The sequence below is a fragment of the Rhodococcus sp. 2G genome (genome assembly GCF_001886355.1).
GTDB lineage: Bacteria > Actinomycetota > Actinomycetes > Mycobacteriales > Mycobacteriaceae > Rhodococcus > Rhodococcus pyridinivorans.
Window position 1 is genome coordinate 3,626,453 of record NZ_CP018063.1, and the last position, 17,540, is coordinate 3,643,992.

General features: G+C 70.6%; 13 protein-coding genes. 8 read left to right on the forward strand and 5 right to left on the reverse strand.

What is annotated here, in order from left to right:
* The first annotated feature begins 114 nt into the window (after positions 1 to 114).
* Positions 115 to 1,461 carry a 3-oxoacyl-ACP reductase gene (locus BO226_RS16910; RefSeq protein WP_024102043.1) on the forward strand — a complete coding sequence of 449 codons (1,347 nt, stop codon included), beginning with the start codon at positions 115 to 117 and terminating at the stop codon, positions 1,459 to 1,461.
* Complete coding sequence (locus tag BO226_RS16915) at positions 1,462 to 2,319, forward strand: MaoC/PaaZ C-terminal domain-containing protein (protein WP_071935765.1); 858 nt, start codon at positions 1,462 to 1,464, stop codon at positions 2,317 to 2,319.
* A 114-nt stretch (positions 2,320 to 2,433) separates the two neighbouring features.
* On the opposite strand, the gene BO226_RS16920 is transcribed toward BO226_RS16915, so the two are convergent.
* Both BO226_RS16920 and BO226_RS16925 read right to left on the reverse strand, forming a co-directional pair.
* On the reverse strand, positions 2,434 to 3,042 hold the full coding sequence (locus BO226_RS16920; protein WP_024102045.1) for a TetR/AcrR family transcriptional regulator: 609 nt from the start codon (positions 3,040 to 3,042) through the stop codon (positions 2,434 to 2,436).
* 75 nt (positions 3,043 to 3,117) lie between these two features.
* On the reverse strand, positions 3,118 to 4,296 hold the full coding sequence (locus BO226_RS16925) for a glycoside hydrolase family 3 N-terminal domain-containing protein (protein WP_024102046.1): 1,179 nt from the start codon (positions 4,294 to 4,296) through the stop codon (positions 3,118 to 3,120).
* A 113-nt stretch (positions 4,297 to 4,409) separates the two neighbouring features.
* Between BO226_RS16925 and BO226_RS16930 the strand changes: the two genes are divergently transcribed.
* The 4 genes from BO226_RS16930 to BO226_RS16945 all read left to right on the forward strand — a co-directional run bounded on the left by BO226_RS16930 (position 4,410) and on the right by BO226_RS16945 (position 10,596).
* Positions 4,410 to 4,877 (forward strand): universal stress protein, encoded by a 468-nt coding sequence (locus BO226_RS16930; protein WP_019290888.1) that lies wholly within the window; start codon positions 4,410 to 4,412, stop codon positions 4,875 to 4,877.
* A 55-nt stretch (positions 4,878 to 4,932) separates the two neighbouring features.
* Entirely contained in the window at positions 4,933 to 6,015 is a 1,083-nt protein-coding gene (locus tag BO226_RS16935; protein WP_071935766.1) for an isochorismate synthase, read from the forward strand.
* A 140-nt stretch (positions 6,016 to 6,155) separates the two neighbouring features.
* On the forward strand, positions 6,156 to 6,329 hold the full coding sequence (locus tag BO226_RS16940) for a DUF2613 domain-containing protein (RefSeq protein WP_006552672.1): 174 nt from the start codon (positions 6,156 to 6,158) through the stop codon (positions 6,327 to 6,329).
* Positions 6,310 to 10,596 carry an alpha-(1->3)-arabinofuranosyltransferase gene (locus BO226_RS16945; protein WP_071935767.1) on the forward strand — a complete coding sequence of 1,429 codons (4,287 nt, stop codon included), beginning with the start codon at positions 6,310 to 6,312 and terminating at the stop codon, positions 10,594 to 10,596. Before BO226_RS16940 ends, BO226_RS16945 begins: the two co-directional genes overlap by 20 nt.
* Here BO226_RS16945 and BO226_RS16950 read toward each other — a convergent pair.
* Positions 10,485 to 11,657 carry an acyltransferase family protein gene (locus BO226_RS16950; RefSeq protein WP_071935768.1) on the reverse strand — a complete coding sequence of 391 codons (1,173 nt, stop codon included), beginning with the start codon at positions 11,655 to 11,657 and terminating at the stop codon, positions 10,485 to 10,487. The two genes, BO226_RS16945 and BO226_RS16950, sit on opposite strands and share 112 nt — an antisense overlap.
* 246 nt (positions 11,658 to 11,903) lie before the next feature.
* Between BO226_RS16950 and BO226_RS16955 the strand changes: the two genes are divergently transcribed.
* Complete coding sequence (locus BO226_RS16955; RefSeq protein ID WP_024102049.1) at positions 11,904 to 13,139, forward strand: DUF3068 domain-containing protein; 1,236 nt, start codon at positions 11,904 to 11,906, stop codon at positions 13,137 to 13,139.
* Positions 13,140 to 13,167: 28 nt separating this feature from the next.
* Here the strand turns inward: BO226_RS16955 and BO226_RS16960 are convergent, their stop codons facing one another.
* The gene (locus BO226_RS16960) at positions 13,168 to 14,469 is read right to left on the reverse strand and encodes a lipopolysaccharide biosynthesis protein (protein ID WP_083543673.1); all 1,302 of its coding nucleotides are present in this window, start codon (positions 14,467 to 14,469) and stop codon (positions 13,168 to 13,170) included.
* A gap of 42 nt (positions 14,470 to 14,511) precedes the next feature.
* Between BO226_RS16960 and BO226_RS16965 the strand changes: the two genes are divergently transcribed.
* On the forward strand, positions 14,512 to 16,263 hold the full coding sequence (locus tag BO226_RS16965) for a hypothetical protein (protein ID WP_071935769.1): 1,752 nt from the start codon (positions 14,512 to 14,514) through the stop codon (positions 16,261 to 16,263).
* Here the strand turns inward: BO226_RS16965 and BO226_RS16970 are convergent.
* Entirely contained in the window at positions 16,174 to 17,403 is a 1,230-nt protein-coding gene (locus BO226_RS16970; RefSeq protein ID WP_019290883.1) for a glycosyltransferase family 4 protein, read from the reverse strand. The two genes, BO226_RS16965 and BO226_RS16970, sit on opposite strands and share 90 nt — an antisense overlap.
* Positions 17,404 to 17,540: the final 137 nt, after the last annotated feature.

Genomic DNA, 17,540 nt, shown 5'->3' on the forward strand with positions numbered 1-17,540 from the left:
CGGTTTCGGACGGATTCGAATTCTGGCTACTATTCTTACTCACGGGTAAGTTTGTTGTCGAACACGCTTGCTGTCGAACACTGCACCGACGACCGAATCGAAGAAGGTGGAATCGTGGCCGAAGCCAAGGGCGCACCCAAGCTCTACGCCCAGCTCATCTCGTCCGCACCCGGAGCGTTCCTCGCCAAGCAGTTCGGTCTGCCACAGCCCGAGAAGCTCCGGCGCTACCAGCCCGGCGAGCCCCCGCTCCCCGGCCCCGTCCTGCTCGGCGGCAACGGCCGCCTGGTCGAACCGATCCGCAACCTCCTGAGCGACTACACGTTCGCCGAGCCGTCCGACACGAAGTTCGGCGCACTCGTCTTCGACGCTACCGGCATCACCGACCCCGCGGGGCTCGAACAGCTCTTCACGTTCTTCCAGCCCACCCTGCGCAATCTCGCCCCGAGCGGCCGCGTCGTCGTCCTCGGCACCACGCCCGAGGAGGCCGGGTCGGTCGACGAGCGCATCGCCCAGCGCGCCCTCGAGGGCTTCACGCGCAGCGTCGGCAAGGAACTGCGTCGCGGTGCCACCGTGCAACTCGTCTACGTCTCCCCGAAGGCCGCGACCGGCCTGACCGGCGTGGAGTCGACGCTGCGCTTCCTGCTCTCGGCGAAGTCGGCCTTCGTCGACGCCCAGGTGATCCGTATCGGTGAGGGCGACGCCACCGCCCCCGAGTCCTGGGACCGTCCGCTCGCCGGCAAGGTCGCGGTCGTCACCGGCGCGGCCCGCGGCATCGGCGCGACGATCGCCGAGGTCCTCGCCCGCGACGGCGCGACCGTCGTCGCCGCCGACGTCCCCGCTGCAGGCGACGCGCTGACGCAGACCGCCAACAAGGTCGGCGGCACCGCCTTCGCGCTCGACGTCACCGCCCCCGACGCCGGCGAGAAGCTCGCCGCTCACCTGCTCGAGCGTCACGGCGGCGCCGACATCATCGTCCACAACGCCGGCATCACCCGCGACAAGCTGCTCGTCAACATGGACGCCGCTCGCTGGAATTCCGTGATGGGCGTGAATCTGATCGCCCCGCGGAAGATCACCGACGTGCTCGTCGAGAAGGGCGCGCTGAAGGAGGGTGGCCGGGTCATCGACGTGTCGTCGATCGCCGGTATCGCCGGTAACCGCGGCCAGACCAATTACGGCGCCTCGAAGGCCGGTGTCATCGGCCTCGTCCAGGCGACCAGCGAGGCGCTCGCCGACAAGAAGATCACCGTCAACGCCGTCGCTCCGGGCTTCATCGAGACCGCCATGACGGCCGCGATCCCGGTCGCCACCCGCGAGGCCGGTCGTCTGATGAGCTCGCTGCAGCAGGGCGGTGAGACCGTCGACGTCGCCGAGACCGTCGCGTGGTTCGCGAACCCCGCGTCGAGCGCCGTGACCGGGCAGGTCGTGCGCGTGTGCGGCCAGTCCATGCTGGGGGCCTAGATGGCACGGATCGAACTGTCCTCGCTGCCGTCGACCTTCGACATCTACAGCCGGGCCGTGCTCGGGGCGCTGCCCGTCGTGGGCGCGTCGGGCGACAGCCTGCCCGAGGACGTCCTGGTCCTGCGGTCGCTGAAGGTCGATCCCGACGATCTCGCCGAGTACACCAAGGTGTGCGGGTTGCGGTTCGGCGACAGCCTGCCGCTGACCTATCCGTTCATCCTCACGTTCCCGCTCGTGATGAAACTGATGGTGTCGAAGGGCTTTCCGTTCGCCGCCGTCGGTTCGGTGCACGCCGAGAACGTGATCGAGCAGTTCCGGCCGATCTCGGTCACCGAGCCGCTCGACATCGCGGTGCACGCGGAGAACATGCGCGAACACCGTAAGGGCCTGCTCGTCGATCTCGTCAGCGAGGTCAACGTCGGACGCGAGTTGGTGTGGCGGCAGACGTCGACCTTCCTGCACCAGCAGCGCACGTCGCTGTCGGGTCAGCCCAAGCCGGAGCCGAAGGAGGAGGAGATCCCCCCGGTCCCCACCTCCACACTGCGGGTCGACCAGAAGGTCATCGACCGCTATGCGGCGGTCTCCGGTGACCGCAACCCGATCCACGTGTCGACCCTGGGCGCCAAGGCCTTCGGATTCCCGAAGACCATCGCCCACGGCATGTGGAGCGCGGCGGCCACCCTCTCGGCCGTCGAGGGACGAATCCCCGGCAAGGTGACCTACGCGGTGCGGTTCGGGAAGCCGGTCCTGCTGCCGTCGTCGCTGAGCCTGTATGCGCAGCACGTCGCCGACGGATGGGATCTGGCACTGCGGCATCCGAAGAAGCAGTACCCGCACCTGACCGCCACCCTGCGGTAGGGCGGGGAATCACCGAGATTTCGGGCGGGGCGGGACGCGATGGGGGCGTCCCGCCCCGCCCGAACCCTCGTGCGGTGAATATCCTTGTGGCCGAGGTGTTCCCGGCGGGACGGATCAGTGCATCCGATCGGAGCGCTTGCGTCCCGCGAGACCGCGCCACGCGAGGTTCTCGAGCAGATCCGCTGCCTGCTGCACATCGATCTCACCGCCGGCGATGCGGTCGGCGACGGCCTCACCGGCACCGACGAGCGCGACGGCCATGATCGTGAAGTTCGTGTCGGGTTCCGGATCGCGCGTGCTCGATTCGAGCAGGTGCGCGGTGAGTTCGATCAGCCGGTCGCGGCTGCCCTGCACCTGGGGCGCGAAGGCCTGCTGCGACAGCGCTTGACGATAGAGGACCATCCACGACGGCCGGTGCTCGTCGACGAAGCCGAGGAACGACTCGAGCGCGACCCGCAGTTGTTCACGCGGGGCGAGGGTGGGGTCGCCCGCCGGTGTGAGTGCCTCGACGAACCGCTGCCCTTCGCGGGCGATACACGCCGCGAACAACTCGTCCTTCGACCCGTAGTACAGGTAGAGCATCGGCTTGGAGATCGACGCCCGCGCCGCGATGGCGTCCATGGATGTGTTGTGGAAACCGTGCTCGGAGAACACTTCGACGGCGGCGTCCAGCATCTGTTGCTCGCGGACCGCACGCGGCAGTCGCTTGGTTCCGCCCGCCATGACTCCTCCCGGACTCCTCGAATGAAGTTCTTACTCTACGGTAGGAAGCCTGCGGTCGAAGCAACCTGCGACATTTCAGCAGTCCAGAGCGCCCTTCGCGCGTGTCACGGTCCGTACCGACTCGTCGACCCATTCCGGTGAGAGCGTGCCCTCCGCGACGACCTGCTCGAGATGGTCGAGCACGGCGGGCACCTCGTCGGTGGTCAGCCACAGTGCCTGGTTCACGCCCGCCACCATCGCGGCCTCGACGGCCTCGGTGATGCCGTAGGTGTCGGTGATCGCGCGCATCCCCGACAGATCGTCGGTGAAGATCACGCCACCGAAGGCGGGGCCGCCGTAGGCACCCGAGCGGAGCAGGTCCACCGCTGCCGGGCTGATGCTCGCGGGCAGCCCGCCGGTCAGACCCGGCACGTCGAGGTGGCCGAGCATGACGCCCACCTCGGGCGAGACCAGGCTGCGGTACGGCACGAGATCGCTCTGCTGCAGTTGCTCGATCGGCGGGGTGGTCACGGCACCGGTGTGCGAATCACCGGAGGCCGAGCCGTGTCCCGGGAAGTGCTTGAGCACCGGCATGATGCCCGCGTCGATCAGTCCCCGCGCATAGGCGCCGGCGTACTGCGTGACGACCTCGGGATCGTCGGAGAACGAGCGGTCGCCGATGACGGAGTCGTCGGGCTGGCTGCTCACGTCGACGTCCGGCGCGAAGTCGACCGTGATGCCCAGCGACTTCAGTTCCTGTCCACGTTCGAACGCCATTCGGTAGGTCTCGTCGACCGTCATCGTCTGCGCCGTCACCCGCGCGGACGGATCGGGCCCGAACAGGTCGCCCACGCGCGACACGCGGCCGCCCTCCTCGTCGATCGTGACCATGAGCGGCAATGCGCTCCGCGCGGCCACCTGCGGCACGAGACGGTCGGTGAGCATCGACGCGTCGGTCCAGCTGCCGATGAAGATGCCACCGATCTGCTCGGATTCGACGACGGCCTGCGCGTCGGCGGCTCCGGTGACCCCGACGTTGAGCAACTGGGCGAGCTTCTGCCGCAGCGTCAACCGGGCGAGCAGATCGTCGCCGCAGGTCGCCGACGTCGCGGCCGCGGTCGCCTCGGTGGTCGTGGCGGTCGCTGTGGTGGACGAGGCGGGCGCGGTGTCGGACGTCGTCTCGACCGGGTCGTCGCCGCCCGAATCGGACGAACCGCATCCCGCGGTGGTGAGGGCGACCGCGAGCACGGCGGCGACAGTGTGACGGATCCGCATGGTGCCGACGGTAGCGGACGAACCTCGCGGATCCACAGCTCGAACCTCCCCCGGGGACGCTCCGGCGGGTTAAGGTGCACCCGAGCATCCGAATCCGACCCAGGGGGTACGCGGTGGGCGCAGATCTGATCCTCATCGCCTACGACGGTTCCGAGAACTCGAAGCGTGCCGTGCAGTATGCGGGTCGTTTCCTCGAGTCGTGCCGTGCCGTCGTCGTCACCGCCTGGGAGCCGATGGTCCGGCAGGCCGCCCGCATGTCCGGCCTGTCCGGTGTCATGCAACCCGACTGGGTGCCCGACGAGGACAGCGAGGACGTCGCCCTGTCCGACGCGCGCATCACCAACGACGAGGGGCTCGAGATGGCCCGCTCGGTGGGTCTGCACGCCGAGGGCCGCACCGTCGAGGTCGTCAACGCGGTGTGGTCGGCGATCATCGAGGCCGCCGACGAGCTGGACGTCGACATCATCGTCACCGGCACCCGCGGCACCACCGGTCTGCGGTCCCTGTTGCAGTCGTCGGTGGCCGATCACGTGCTCCGGCACAGTCACCGGCCGGTCCTGATCGTGCCGCCGGGTCGCTGACGCCCCGCACCGGGTCACCGGCGCCGGGTGCGGGCAGGGATATTGTCGATCCACCATGGACGGATTCCTGCTCTCGCGCACCGAACGCTCGGTGCACGCCACCGGCACCCGCCGGTTCTTCGACGACGTCCACTCCGCCACGCAGGCACTCCGCAGCGGTAAGGCGACGATCGTCGTCGGTGCACTGCCGTTCTCGCGGCACCGTCCGGTGGCCCTCGCGCAGCCCGACGACGTCGAGATCCTCGACGGCCCGTGGCAGGCCCCGCCCGACCTGTCGGACCTGCCGCCAGTGCGGATCTCCGCCGAACTGCCACTGCCCCGCGTGCACGTCGAGCGGGTGCGCCGGCTCGTGGAGCAGATGTCCCTCGGGGAGATGGAGAAGGTCGTCGCCGCCCGGCGGGTCGCCCTCGAGGCCGACGCACCGCTCGATCCGCTCGCTCTCGCGGCCCGCATGATCGAACGCCATCCCGACGCGGCGACGTACGCGCTGGACCTGAGCGCGGCGGGCGAACGCTATTGGGGTCACACGCTGGTCGGGGCGACGCCCGAACTGCTCGTGAGCCGCCGTGGCGAGACCGTCACGTGCCGTCCCCTCGCCGGGACCGCCGCGCGCCGGGCCGATCCGGACGAGGACCGCCGCGCCGGTGAGGATCTGCTGACCTCGGACAAGAACCTCACCGAGCACGGTTACGTCGTCGACTGGATCCGCACGCGACTGGCCCCGCTGTGCAGCGACCTCGACATCCCCGACAAGCCCGAGCTCACCGCGACACCCGATGTCTGGCATCTCGCCACGCCGGTCACCGGCACCCTCCGCGACCCCGACACCGACGCGCTCACCCTCGCCCACGTTCTGCACCCCACCCCGGCCGTGGCGGGCACCCCCACCGAGGCCGCGCTGGACGTCATCTCCCGGGTCGAGGGCGACCGGCGCTTCTACGGCGGCGCGGTGGGCTGGTGCGACGAACAAGGCGACGGCGACTGGTTCGTCGCCATCCGGTGCGCGGAGCTCAGTTCCGACGGCCGACGCGCCGTGGCCTGGGCAGGAGGCGGCATCGTGGCCGACTCCGACCCCCTCGCCGAACTCGACGAGAGCACCGCGAAACTGCGCACACTGCTCGGCGCACTGGGCGTCTAGCGCACCGCGGCGACGGTAAAGATCGACTCGGAGGCTCGCATCGTCCGCCACCGCCTTCCGGGGTGATAGTTTGACGCGGACCGATAGACAGCGTGGCGGCCGGCGATGACTGCCTGCGTCACTGGAGATGGGGAGACGGAATGGGGAAGTTCCTGGGACCGGGCCTGGGTAGCGTGGTCGTCGGTGCCGTACTCGGCGCCGTGGCGGTCTTCGGCGTAACGGCCGCTGTGCAGGAGAATTCGCGCCCTCAGATCGATCGCAGTGGCAACGCCGATTCGTCCCTCCTGAACCAGGTTGAGTACGGCAGCCGCTGACGGCGCCGGCAACGCTTCGAGTTCACGCACGTACCGAGGCGAGACGGAGCTCCCGTCCGCCGAACCGCTGTCCCGCCGGTGGCTGTACGCAGTCACCGCGGTGGCGGTGGTCCTGTCCTTCGCCCAGGTTCCGGGCCTGGTCGTCGCCGACACCAAGTACGACCTGACGCAGAACCCGATCGGATTCCTCACGCGCGCCGCTCACCAGTGGAGCAGTGTGGCGCCGCTCGGGCAGGTGCAGAACCAGGCGTACGGCTACTTCTTCCCGCACGGCTCGTTCTTCGCCGCGGGTCAACTGCTGCACATCCCCCCGTGGATCACCCAGCGGGTGTGGTGGGTGCTGCTGCTCGTCGCCGGATTCTGGGGCCTCGTCCGCCTCGCCGAAGCCCTCGGTATCGGGAGCCGTAGCTCCCGTCTGATCGCGGCGACGGTGTTCGTGCTGTCCCCGCGCGTCCTCACGACGCTCGGTTCCATCTCGTCGGAAGCACATCCGATGATGTTGGCGCCGTGGGTGCTGCTGCCGCTGGTGCGGTATCTGAACACGCAGAATCCGGGCTCGGCCCGCCGGCTCGCCGCGCAGTCCGCCGGGGCGGTGGCGCTCATGGGCGCGATCAACGCGGTCGCGACCGCCGCGGCCTGTCTCGTCGCGGCGCTGTGGTGGGCCGCGCACCGTCCGAACCGGCGCTGGTGGCACTTCACCCTGTGGTGGCTGCCGCTGTGCGTCGTCGCGGTGACCTGGTGGATGGTGCCGCTGCTGCTGCTCGGTCGCGTCAGTCCGCCCTTCCTCGACTTCATCGAATCGTCCGGTGTCACCACCGAATGGACGTCGCTCGCCGAGGTGCTGCGCGGCACCAGCAGCTGGACGCCCTTCGTCTCCCCCGAACGCATCGCGGGCGCCGTGCTCGTCACGCAACCGGCCGCGGTCCTCGTCACCGGCGCCCTGGCCGCGGCCGGTCTCGCCGGTCTCGCGATGCGGTCGATGCCCGCGCGCGGTCGTTTCACCCTGATCCTCGTGGTGGGTCTCGTCGGCATGGGCGTCGGTTACGTCGGCCAGCTCGACTCGCCGTTCGCCGAGCAGGTCCGGTTGTTCCTCGACACCGCCGGTGCGCCGCTGCGCAACGTCCACAAGCTCGAACCGCTCGTGCGACTGCCGATCGTGCTCGGGATCGCGCACCTACTGCGCGCCGTTCCTCTGCCCGGATCGGTGCCGTGGACGCGTGCCCGGAACGCCTTCGCGCATCCCGAACGCAATCCGATGGTCGCGGTGACGACGCTGATCCTCGTCGCGATGACGCTCGCGACCTCACTCGCGTGGACCGGGCGGCTCGCTCCGCGCGGCGCTTTCGACGAGGTCCCCGAGCACTGGCACGCCACGGCGGCCTGGCTCGAGGACAACACGAGCGAGCGCGGCGAACGCGCCCTCATCGTTCCCGGCGCGCCGTTCGGCAGCCAGATGTGGGGGCTCACCCGCGACGAACCGCTGCAGGCACTCGCATCGACGCCGTGGGCGGTGCGCGACGCCGTCCCGCTCGTGCCACCCGGCGCCATCCGTGCCCTCGACGCCGTGCAACGCGACATCGCCGACGGCCGCCCGTCCGACGGTCTCGCCGCGACCCTGCGCGGTCAGGGCATCGGCTTCCTGGTGGTGCGCAACGACCTCGATCCCGACACCTCTCCCGCCGCGCGACCGGCACTCGTGCATCGCGCGCTCGACGGTTCGCCGGGCATCGAGCGGGTCGCCGAGTTCGGTGACGACATCGTCTTCGACAACCCCGACGACTTCGTCACCGACGCCGACCTGCGACCTGCCTATCCGGCCGTGGAGATCTACCGCGTCGCCGAACCCGCCGCGGCACCCGTCGGTCCCTACGTCGTGGACATCGCCGACGTGCCGGTCGTGCAGGGCGGCCCCGAAGCGCTGCTGCGCCGCAACACCGCGCAGCCCGAGTTCGTCGGTCCCACGCTCCTCGCCGCCGACGCGGCCCGCGCGGGTCTGCCCGTCGACGAGGTGACGGTCACCGACACCCCGACGGACCGCGAGACGGACTACGGGCAGGTCGACCATCATTCGTCGACGATCCGGACCGCCGACGACCCGCGTCGCACCCACAACGCCGTCCCCGACTATCCGGTGCCCGACACCGAACTCGTCCGGGCCGAATGGGAAGGCGCCCGCATCAGCGTGTCCAGCGCGGCGTCGGATGCCACCCAGCTCGGTGGCACGTCGGTCGCGAGCAGCCCGGCCGCGGTGGTCGACGGCGATCCGACGACCGGCTGGCACAGCAACGGACTCGAATCGGCGATCGGCCAGTGGCTGCAGCTCGACCTCGACCGGCCGATCGAAGCGGGTCTGCTGCACCTGACGACGAGCTCCGGTGCTCTCGGCGATCCCGTCAAGTGGCTCGAGGTGTCCACCGACCGGGGCAGCACGGCGGTGCGCGTCGACGAACCGGGACGCGAACAGACGGTCGCGCTGCCGCTGGGCACCACCTCGTGGATCCGCATCACGTCCGTGCACACCGAACGCGGCACGGTCGGCAACCAGTTCGGTCTCACCGAGGTGGTCGTCGAGGACTTCACCGACCGGAACGAACCACACCCGATCGACATCCGTCGCCGCATCGTGGTGCCGGGCCCGGTCGAGGACGCCGCGGTACGCGGATGGCAGCTCGGCCAGGAATTCCCCGGCCGCGGCAGCTGCGTCGACACCTACGACCGTGTCCGTTGCGCGCGGGGACTCGCCACCTCCGCCGAGGAACCCGGCATGTTCACCCGCACCCTGGACGTGCCGCAGGAGACCTGGGTCCGCCCGGAACTGCTCCTGCGCGCGCGCCCCGGGCCGGCGCTCGAGGACCTCGCGGACCGTTCGGATCGGGTCGTCGCGCGCGGTGACGCCGACGTCGTCGACCTGTATGGCTCGGCGTTCGCCCTCACCGACGGTGACCCGCGGACGTCGTGGACCGCGGAGGAGAGCTCGCTCGAAGCGGGTGCGCCGCGGCCGTCGCTCACGCTGGAGCTTCCCGAGGAACAACGCGTCACGGGATTGGAGATCAGGACGGCGCTGGGAGCGCTGCCGGTCGCGCCGTCGCGGGTCGCGGTGAATCTCGGCAACGGACCGCAGGTGCGCGAACTCGACGGTGACAACACGATCGTCGATCTGACCCCGCACGTCACGGACCGGATCGAACTCACCGTGGTGCACTGGCGCGACACCCTCGATCGCACAGTGCTGGGTTTCTCGAAACTCACCCCGCCCGGGCTCGCCGAGGTGTCGGTGCTCGGCGACGACGGGCCGATCGGGGCACAGGGATCCGTCTACGACGAGACGGTGACCGTCGACTGCGAGCGCGGACCCGTCGTGGAGATCGACGGACGCAGCTACCGCACGTCGCTCACCGCGCGGGTCGCCGATCTCGCGGCGGGCGTGGAGGTCCCCGCGACGCTGTGCGGCACCGACGTCGTCGGCATGAACCCGGGCCGGGTCGACATCGATGTCGATCCCGGTGCGGCCTTCGTCGTCTCGGGCCTTCGGCTCGACGTCCCCGGTCCCGACGCGCCCGTCGCGGAGCCGACGGAACTCGACAAGGGCCGCTGGACGGAGAACCTGCGCGAAGTGACGGTTCCGGCGGGCGACGAGGACCGGCTCGTGGTGGTGCCCGAGAGCACCAACGTCGGCTGGGTGGCGCGCACCCCGGACGGTGCCGTGGCGACGCCGGTCGTCGTGGACGGCTGGCAGCAGGGCTGGATCGTGCCGGCCGGGCCGGAGCAGACGCTGACACTCGAGTTCGCGACCGACCGCTGGTACCGGCTCGGGATCTTCGGCGGGTTGCTGTTGCTCGTCCCGTTGTTCGCGGCGGCCGTGTGGCCGCGGCGGCGCGTCGAGGATCCGGGTCCGATGCCGCGCACCTGGGGTTCGTCGGTTCTCGCGCTGACCGGTGTGCTGGTCGCCGCGACGCTCCTCGCGGGATGGGCCGGTGCCGCCGTCGCGGTCGCCGGCGCGGTGGGGATCGGTGCGCTCGCGGTGCGCCGCGGCCCCGTCCTGGCGTCGCGTGTGCTCGTAGGCACCGCGGGTGGCGCGACGATGCTGGCGATGGCGCTGCTGTCCACCGGGCCGTGGCGATCACCCGACGGATATGTCGGGCACTCGTTCCTGATTCAGTTCGCGGCGCTCGTCGGCGTGGTCGCGGTGGGCCTGGCGGCGGTACCGCGCCGGGCCTTGTCCCAACGGTGGAAGGCGGCCCGCGCCGGCTCCTCGACGAGGGCGTAGCTGACGGACGCGACGGCCAGACTCAGCACGACCGTCACCGTCAGGACGAACCAGAAGTGCCCCGCAAAAGCCGGGATCCCGAAGACGGGGAAGACGATCGACAGCACCGCGAGATGCCAGATGAACACGCCGTACGACCAGCGCCCGACGGCCAGTGCGGCCGGGCTCGCCAGGACGCGGTGCTGCCGGCGCGGTGCGAGGGTCAGCGGGGCGAGCAGGGCGAAGCTCATGATCGCGCCCAGGGCGATCTTGGCGAGATATTCGGTGGGTGCGAGATCGGTGAGCGTCTCCGGCCCGGCCAGCGGGGTGGTGGCGGCAGCGAAGGCGGCGACGGCGATCGCTCCCATCACCGTGCGCCGCGCCGCGAAGCGGTGCATCCACGTCTCGGGGCCGGTGACGAGTTCGGCGAGGATCATTCCCGCCGCGAACCAGGGCAGGTAGCCGGGCAGCCAGTTGGTGTGGTTGATGTGGTCGGGGGTGCCGACCGGTAGCCACGCCCACAGCAGCGACAGTGCGCTCACGGCGAGCAGCAGCGGGACGCGGTAGCGGGCGGCGTCCCCGCGCAGCCCGCTCACCGCCAGCGCCAGCAGCGGCAGCACGAGATAGAAGGCCACCTCCACCGACAGACTCCACATCTGGGTGAGGCCCTCGGTGAGGGTCAGTGGGACGAACACTTGCACGAGCGCGAGATTCGACCACCACACCGTCGCGCCGCCGCCCGCGCCGGGCAGCAACCACAGCACCAGGATCACGACGGTCCAGTAGGCGGGGAGGATGCGGGTCGCGCGGGAGAGGAAGTAGCGGGTCGTCGAGGGGGACGGCCCGAGCGCGCGGGCCGCGGCGGCGTGCGGTCGCCACAGCAGGAAGCCGGACAGGGCGAAGAACAGGGCGACGGCGAGGTCGAACCGCGCCCACACCCGGCCGATCAGTGGGTCGTGCACCGCGCCGGTCTGGAACGCGACGTGGGTGATCAACACGCCCACTGCGGCGAAACCGCGCATTCCTTCGAGTGCCGGAAGGAATCCGCTCATGCTGCGGTTCCGGTCGGTGGTAGTGGTCATCGGGCACCAGTGTGCCGTGTCGCGGGAGCGGTGGACAGAGCAGGATCACCCGGCACGGGACGATCCCGGCAGCGACGAAGATCGACTACCGATCCGTCCCAGCGGCGAGCGAGCGCGCAAATTGCCATACCGGGCTGTTAGTGTCTGAGCTCACGTGGTGTTCGCGGGCCGGATGCCAGGCGATCCGTGCAGCCCTGCTGCTGCCGGTGGGGGTACTCGATGACGACCGTTGAGTGAGGAGAAAGCATGGCTGAGCGTTCGAGCTCCGGCCGGATACTGGCAATGATTCTGGTGGGCCTGGGGGCCTTCCTCCTGGTGATCGCGATTCTCGTGCCGACGTACACGCTCGGGAAGCTGAGAACGACACCGCTCGATCTCGAGGTGACCACGGTCGCCGAAGGCACGGGCGACATCCTCAATTCCCGTCAGCTGCTCGCCGGCAACGCGCAGGTCGACCGCGACGTGCCGATCGTCGCGCAGCGCTTCGTCACCGTCGAGGATCCCTCGAACGCCGAGGTCATGACGCTGCAGGCAGGCCAGACCGTGCGACGACTCGACATGCAAGGGGACACGGGCCTGGTCTCGGCCGTCGTCGACCGTCTCACGATCGACCGGAAGACCTCCATGCCCGTCTCGGAGGAGGAGTTCCCGGAGCGCGTGAGCACGATCCAGGTGAGCGCCGACAAGCCGCCGGTGGAGATCGACAACCGCGCCGGACTGCAGTACAAGTTCCCGTTCGACGTCCAGCAGGAGTCGTACCCGTACTACGACATCAACGCTCGCGAGAACTTCCCCATCGACTTCGTCGGTGAGGAGGAGATCAACGGCATGAAGGTCTACCACTTCAGCCAGGAGATCGGGCCGATCGACCTCTCGAAGGCCGACCCCGAGGTCCCGACCTACAAGCTCAGCCTGCCCGCCTCCACCTGGGGTGTCGGTGAGGGCGACGAGCCGATCACGATGACCCGCTGGTACAACAACATCCGCGACCTGTGGGTCGACCCGGTCACCGGTGTCGTCGTCAAAGGCCAGGAGCAGCAGGACCAGTACTACGCCCGCGAGGCCGACAAGCCCGAGGTGACGGTCCTCAACGTGACACTGCCGTTCGACGAGGAGACGATCGAGTACCAGATCGGCCAGGCCAAGGACGGCCAGGACACCATCTCGCTGTTCGGCCGCACCCTGCCGATCATCCTCGGCATCCTCGGCGTCATCCTGCTGATCGTCGGCTTCGTGCTCGGCATCCGCGGTGGCGGCAACCGTCGTCCCGCCACCGCGACCGGCGGTCCCGCCCCGGCAGGCCCGGCCACGACCACGGTCGGCCCGGCGCATTCGGGCGGCGCGCAGCGCGATCACACCGAGGACCGCACCGAGGTCATCCCGCGCCAGACCGATCCGAACGCGCAGCAGCGTGATTGGACGACGGATCGAACGCAGGAGATCCCGCGCACCGATCTGCGGAAGCCTCCGACGCAGGAGTGATCGTCCGGTAGACGAACCGAGCCGCCCCTCACCGATCCCGGTGGGGGGCGGTGTCGTTCGCGGGTGACTCGTCGGTGGACGGGGTCGCCGCGTCGTCCGTGGACGACCGGGTCGCCCCAGCACCGCGCAGAGCGAGCACCGCGACCACCGCGGCCGTCGCGGCGGCCACACCGACAGCGACGGCGATGAACTGCCGCAGGGTCGACGCCACCGTGAACATCAGCACCGCCTCGAGGGCGAGGCCCACCCACGCGACGAGCGCGAGATGGGTACGTTCCCCGGCGATCGCCGACAGCAGCGCGCCCTGCAGGACGGCCAGACACGCGCCCTGCAGTGCGAACAGCCACAGCAGCGACTGCACCGGCCCGTAGGCGTCGCCGACCAGCATCGGGACGATCGGTGCGCAGATCGCCGCGCCGGCGACGAGCACCGCGCCGATCGCGACGAGGACGGTGAGCGCCGACCGCACCGCGGCCGCCGACTGGGCGGGATTCGCCATCCGCGGATAGAGCACCACACCGACCGCCTGCGGCAACCAGAAGGCGACCTTCGTCGCCACCGCCCCCAGCGCGTACAACCCGGCGGAATCGGGATCGAGCAGCATGCGGGCGAGCAGCAGGTCGAGCGACGTGAGCGCGATGAGGGCCAGCTGCACCTGGGAGGCACGCAGCACCGCCCCGGCGGTCGGGACCCGTTCCGTCCGTCCACCCGACGTCCGGCCCACGAGCACACTCGCGGCCAGCGCGACCGCACCCGTGCCGAGCGCCCCGGCGAACAGCGCGGCACCGGGGCCGCCTCCGACGGCGAGCACCGCCACGGCCGGCACCACCTTCGCGACGCCCGCGGCGGACAGGACGACGCTGAGCGCTGCGAACCTGCCCCGCCCCTGCAGCAGGCCCTGTTCGGCGGCGAGGAGGACGAGCAGCGGCGCGGTGACGAGCGACCCGAACGCCCCGCCGACACTCGTGTCGAGCGCCCACGCCACGACGGGCACGAGGAGCATCGCGACGACGATGGCGAGCACGGCGCAGCGGTAACCGAGACGACGCAGCGCCGCGGCGCCGGTGCCGTGCACGGCCTCCCGGGCGACGACCGTCTGCAACGCCAGTGCCGGCACGGCGAGGACGAGCTGCGCGGCGAGCAGGCTCGCGAACTCGCCGTATCCGGCGGGCCCGAGCCAGCGTCCCGCCGGCAGGTGCAACAGATAGGACGCGAGGTTCGCGGTCATCGCGCCGACCGTCACCAGTGTCATGCCGGTGACGGCGGTTCCCGTCGTCGAACCACGAGTGGTCTCGGTTCCCTCCGACGCGGGTCGGGGTGTTCGCGGCATCCGCTCATCCTCCCATCCGGAACGACACCGTATTCTGCCGCCATGTCCCGCCCGGAGTCGTCCCGCATGTCCACGACGGCGGCTCTCCCGGCGGTCTGGTCCCTCGTCCTGACGGTCGCGGTGCTCGGTCCGTTCCTCGTCTCCCCCGGCTACCTGCTCTTCCGCGACGCGGTGAGCACTCCCCGATCGTTCCTCACCGATTCTGCGCTCGGTCTGTCCGACGCCGCCGCCCGCGCGGTGCCGCAGGACGCCCTGCTGGCGTGGGTGAGCACCGTCGTCGACGGTGGTGTCGCGGTCACGGCGCTGCTCGTCGCGTCGTTGTGGGCGGCGGGATGGGGTGCGGCACGGCTGGTCGCGGTGGTGCTGCCGACGAGCGGAACCGGCGCCCGGCTCGTCGCGGCGACGGTCGCGATCTGGAATCCCTATGTCGCCGAGCGGCTGCTGCAGGGCCACTGGAGTCTGCTCGCCGGGTACGCCGCGCTGCCGTGGACGATCTGTGCGGCCGTCGCGATCCGGCGACGGAGACGCGGCGGCTGGGGGTCGCTGGCGGTCTGCCTGGCCGCTGCGGGGCTGACTCCGACCGGTGCCCTGCTGGCGATCGTGACGGCCTGCGCCGTCCTCGTCGCGCCCGGTGGGCGGACGCGGGTGCTGCCGCGCGTGGGCGGCGCACTCGCGCTGGGTGTCGCGGTGTCGTTGCCGTGGCTGATCGCGACGGCGCTCGCCGGTGGCGGTACCGAAGCGGACCCGGCCGGTGTGCGCGCCTTCGCCGCCCGGGCCGAACCACTGCTCGGCACGATCGGTTCGGTGGCAGGGCTCGGCGGGATCTGGAACGCCGAATCCGTCCCCACCTCGCGCACTACCGCATGGGCGCTGATGGGCACCCTGCTGCTGCTCACGGTGGTGGCGTGCGGGGTGCCGGCGCTGTGGCGGCGACGTAGGAACTCCGTGATCGTCGCGGTCGCGGTGCCTGCCGTCCTTGCGGTGCTCGTCATCGCCCTCGCCGCGACCGGCCCGGGACTCGCCGTCGGCGAATGGGCGATGGTGAACGTGCCCGGCGCGGGACTGCTGCGCGACACCCAGAAGTGGGTCGCGTGGGCGATGCCCGCCTACGCGCTCGCCGCGGCGGCCGGCACGACCGTCCTCGCCCGGCGCTTCGTGGCGCCCGAACCGGTGTGGGCGGCGGCTGCGATCGCCGCCGTGCTGGTCGCGCTGCCCGACCTGGTGTGGGGTGTGGGCGGGCAACTGCAGCCCGTGCGTTATCCGTTGGGCTGGGAGAAGGTGTCGCAGATCGTCACGGCCGACGACGGCGACGTGGCGGTGCTGCCCGTGGGCATGTTCCGGGTCTTCGACTTCTCCGGGCCCGTACCGGTGCTCGATCCGTCCCCGCGCATGCTGCGCGCCGACGTCCTGCAGACCGGAACCCTGATCGTCGCCGAGGGCAGTGTCGCCGGGGAGGGTCGTCGCGCGGAGGACGTCGAAGCCCTGCTGCTGTCCGGCGCGGATCCGAGTGCGCTCGCCGCCCGCGGGGTGGGCTGGGTGCTCGTCGAGCACGGCACGCCGGGCGAACTCGGTGACGCGCAGAGCACGCTCGGAGCCCTCGAGACCGCTTATCAGGACGAGGATCTGAGCCTGTACCGGGTGGAGGGAGTCACCTCGACCCCGTCACCCCATCGCGCCCTGGCGATCGGGGCGCACGTCGTGTGGCTACTGGTACTGGCCGGCGGCGCTGGCTGCGCGCTCGGGCAGCGGGTCGGCGAGCGTCGACGGCTCGTCGGCGCGCGGGAACAGTCCTGAGACGGTGTGCCCGAAGGTCGTGACGGACAGGACCTCGTGCACGCCCTCTCCCGTGGCCTCCCACGAGAACTCGCCCGCGCGGATGCGGGCCTTGTTGCCGAGCTGACGACGACGGTCGGCGTCGGCGATCAGATCGGCGACGGCGGCGGTCAGTTCGGCGGGCGAGTCCACGAGCACACCGGTCACGCCGTCGATGATCGAGTCGGTCAATCCCTTGGAGCTGCGGTAACCGATGGTGGGCACACCGTGCTGGGCGGCCTCGACCACCGCCAGTCCCCACCCCTCCTTGCGCGAGGGCATCACGTGAATCCAAGCGCGGGAGAGCAATTCGTGCTTGCGCTGCTCGTCGACATGGCCGTGGAAGGTGACGGCGTCGCCGATGCCGAGTTCGGCGGCCGCATCGCGGAGGTTCTGCTCCCACCAGCCGCCGCCGATGACGTCGAGATGCAGACCCGGGACGGTGCCGCGCAGCGCCGCGACCGCGGCGAGGGCGTCCTCGATCTGCTTGTGCGGCACCAGCCTCGAGAGCACGCACACGCTCGGGTGGGCCGTGCGCGTGTCGTCGCCACCCACCGCGACACCGGCGGGAACGGCGTCGACACCGTTGCGGACCACCGCGATCCGCTCCCGGTCGACCCCGAGAGCGCGCAGTTCGTCGGCGGACGGAAGGGAGACGGTGAGGTACTGGTTGCGGTGGTGCACGCGCGGCGAGAGCGACGACTCGATCCACCAGCCGAGCTTGGCCATCAGCCTGCCCGCGACCGGCCACTGTTCGCGGTGGCAGTGGTGCACGAGCACCGTGACGGGCGCACCGGCGACGAGCCGGGCGAAGAACGGAATGCCGTTCTGGGTGTCGATGACGGCGTCGGGACGGATACCGGCGAGGGGGCCGACACCGAATCTGCCTGCGAGGATCGCGGCGAGCGCGCGCGGATAGACGGTGAGCCGTCCCCCGCCGCGGCTGACGGTGATGCCGTCGATCCGGTCTCGCTCGGCGGCTCCGGGATAGGAGGCAGTCCGCAGGACGACGCGGACGCCGCGCGCCGCGAGCTGCGCCCCGACCTGTTCGAGATACCGCTCGCTGCCACCACCCTGCGGATGTCCGCTATCGCGCCAGCAAAGCAGCAGAACCTCCCGCACGCGGTGACCCCCTGTATGTCGACTCGACCACCCGGCCGGGCAGATGTGACTCGGACGATGACAGGGACACAGTAGCGGGTGCCGGGCGGCAACAGGTGAGGGACGAGTGTGAGGCCCGCACTAAGGTGACTGGACGT

Bases quoted from the DNA above. Each gene is read 5' to 3' on its own strand.
- BO226_RS16915 (WP_071935765.1), top strand. From the start codon at position 1,462: ATGGCACGGATCGAACTGTCCTCGCTGCCGTCGACCTTCGACATCTAC.
- BO226_RS16920 (WP_024102045.1), bottom strand. From the start codon at position 3,042: ATGGCGGGCGGAACCAAGCGACTGCCGCGTGCGGTCCGCGAGCAACAG.
- BO226_RS16925 (WP_024102046.1), bottom strand. From the start codon at position 4,296: ATGCGGATCCGTCACACTGTCGCCGCCGTGCTCGCGGTCGCCCTCACC.
- BO226_RS16935 (WP_071935766.1), top strand. From the start codon at position 4,933: ATGGACGGATTCCTGCTCTCGCGCACCGAACGCTCGGTGCACGCCACC.
- BO226_RS16940 (WP_006552672.1), top strand. From the start codon at position 6,156: ATGGGGAAGTTCCTGGGACCGGGCCTGGGTAGCGTGGTCGTCGGTGCC.
- BO226_RS16950 (WP_071935768.1), bottom strand. From the start codon at position 11,657: ATGACCACTACCACCGACCGGAACCGCAGCATGAGCGGATTCCTTCCG.
- BO226_RS16955 (WP_024102049.1), top strand. From the start codon at position 11,904: ATGGCTGAGCGTTCGAGCTCCGGCCGGATACTGGCAATGATTCTGGTG.
- BO226_RS16960 (WP_083543673.1), bottom strand. From the start codon at position 14,469: ATGCCGCGAACACCCCGACCCGCGTCGGAGGGAACCGAGACCACTCGT.
- BO226_RS16965 (WP_071935769.1), top strand. From the start codon at position 14,512: ATGTCCCGCCCGGAGTCGTCCCGCATGTCCACGACGGCGGCTCTCCCG.